The sequence below is a fragment of the Roseateles sp. genome (assembly GCF_036404855.1).
GTDB lineage: Bacteria > Pseudomonadota > Gammaproteobacteria > Burkholderiales > Burkholderiaceae_C > Pelomonas.
The window spans coordinates 1-2,583 of record NZ_DASWYS010000250.1; the positions used below are offsets into that span (position 1 = coordinate 1).

The window sequence follows — 2,583 nt, forward strand, 5'->3', positions numbered from 1 at the left end:
CCACGGCGCGCTCCGCCTCGGACGAGGCCTCGCTGCGCATCTCCAGCGACATGTTCTCGCTTCTGGGCGCCAACTCGTCGCTGACGAAGTGGAACCTGGACCGCTTCTGGCGCAATGCCCGCGTGCACACCACGCACGACCCGATCCGCTGGCGCGTCCACCACGTCGGCAACTACTACCTCAACGGCGTGGACCCGGCCGAGTACGGCGCCGCGCTGCGCGAGCGTCGCCAGAACGCCGGCATCAACGCCGCCGGCGCGCCATGAGCGCCGCGCCCCAGGCGCCAGGCCGCCGGCGTTGTTGACGCCCGCAGCGCTCCTTCCCCCTTCTCCTTCTGCCTCACGGCGCAGCGCCGCTGCGTTGCGCCCCGTCACGCCTGCTCACTCCAGCCATGCCACAACGCTCTCCCACCCCCCTGCCCCGCCACATCCTGCTTGCGCTGCTGGCCGCCGCCTGCACTCCCGCCTTCGCCCAGACACCCGTTGCAGCAGCAGCAGCGAAAGCGACAACAGCCAACAGCCTGGACGCGGTCGTCGTGACAGGCACGCGGCGGCTCGGGACCACCAGCCTGGACGCCCCCGCTCCGGTGGACGTGCTCAGCGCCGAGACGCTGCAAAGCACCGGTGCAGCCGACCTGTCGCGTGCCCTCATCAGCCTGTCGCCCTCGTTCAGTGCGCCGTCCACGCCCAACGGCGGCTTCGCTTCATCCATCCCGGCCGGCGCGGCGCTGCGCGGTTTGTCGGCCGACGAAGTGCTGGTACTCATCAACGGCAAGCGCCGTCACGTCGGCGCCAACTTCACGCGCCAAACGCTGGCAGGTGGCCGTGGCGCGGCAGCGGTGGACCTGAGCCTGATCCCCGTCAGCGCCATCGAGCGCGTGGAGATCCTGCGCGACGGCGCAGCGGCCCAGTACGGCTCCGACGCCATAGCCGGCGTCATCAACATCGTGCTGAAGTCACGCGAGGACGGTGGTGGCGCCAGCTACCGCTGGGGCGGCCTCACGCATGAAGGGCGTGGCGGCGAACAGCACACCATCAACGGCTGGAAAGGCCTGCCGCTGGGCAGCGACGGCTTCCTGACCCTGGCCTTTGACGCCGGCCAGCGCGCCAAAGCCAACAACACCCGCCCCGACCCGTCGCTACCCGAGGACCATCCTTTCCGCAACTGGGCCTTTGGTTCGCCGCAGGTCAAGGATCAGGTCAACCTCGTCGCCAACGCCGAGCTGCAGCTGACCGCGGACACCACGCTCTATGCCTTCGGAACCTGGGCGCAGCGCCAGACCCTCGGAGAGAACTTCTACGAGTCCAACACCGCGTCGTCGGTGCTGGCGCAGTCGGTCTACTTCCAGCAGCGCTACCCCAAGGGCCGCATCCCCGTCAACGTGTATGACCTCAGCGACGCCGCCTTCAACGCCGGCGTTCGCCATGGCAACGCCCGCACGGGCCAGTGGGACTTGTCAGCCAACCTGGGCCGCAACACCGTCAAGTCCACCGACCGCAACGGCATCAACCCCAGTTACGGGCCGGACTCGCCGTCCACCTTCTACACCGGCAGTCGCGAGAACACCCAGGCCAACGCCGCGCTGGACTACAGCCGCGACCTGGACGTCGCCGCACTCGCCTCCCCGCTGACCGTCGCGGCCGGCGTCACGGCGCGCTGGGAGCGCTATGCCCTGACGGCCGGCGACCCCATCGCCTACACGCGCGGCCCCTTCTACAACCCGAGCCAGGTTCCCGGCGTGGGCGTGCCGGGGCTGTACTCCGGCATCACCGACCAGGACGCGCGCAGCATCTCGCGCAAGGTGGCCGGTGCCTACGTCAGCGCCGAGGCCAAGCTCACCGAGCAGCTCAATGTAGGCCTGGCCCTGCGCACCGAGCACTACTCGGACTTCGGCAGCACCACCAACGGCAAGGCCTCGCTGCGCTACGAGTTCACGCCCGGCATCGCACTGCGCTCCACGGTCAGCAACGGCTATCGCGCGCCCTCTATCGTGCAGCTGGGCTACTCGGCCTACAGCGTGCAGACGGCCACCATCAATGGCCAGCCCGTCGACGTGCAGCAGCGCACACTGCTACCCGGCAGCCCGGTGGCCAGCCTGATCGGCGGCACTTCGCTGCGGCCGGAGAAGTCCAAGAACGCGTCGCTGGGCCTGGTGTGGCGCCTTGGCACGCAGGCCAGCGCCACGCTGGACGTGTACCAGATCGACATCAGCGACCGCATCGCGCTGTCGGAGAACCTCACCACCACCACGCTGCCGGTGCTGGCGCCGATCCTGGCGCCCTTCGGCATCAACAGCGCCGCCTTCTTCACCAATGTTCTGGACACCCGCACCCGCGGCGCCGAGCTGACCAGCAAGGTGCGCCTCGCGCTCGCCGGCTCGCAGCTGGACCTGAACCTCGGCTACGCCTGGAACCAGACGCGCATCACGCACGCCCGCGACGTGGCCACATCCACCGGCACGGTGATCCCCGCGATCCAGATCATCGGCCGCAACACGCGCGGCCTCATCGAGGAGATCACGCCCAAGAGCAAGCTGGTGCTGGGCGCCACCTGGCAGGCCGGTGGCTGGACGGTCAACGGCGG

At 69.5% G+C, this 2,583-nt stretch carries 1 protein-coding gene and 1 pseudogene; both read left to right on the top strand.

The genetic code is table 11. The features are described from left to right. Positions 1-266, top strand: a pseudogene (locus VGF12_RS16545) (hypothetical protein); the annotation flags it as partial. Between the two features lie 125 nt (positions 267-391). Further along, positions 392-2,583, top strand: a 2,192-nt coding sequence (locus tag VGF12_RS16550) for a TonB-dependent receptor (protein WP_331177145.1), incomplete at its 3' end; no start/stop codon positions are given.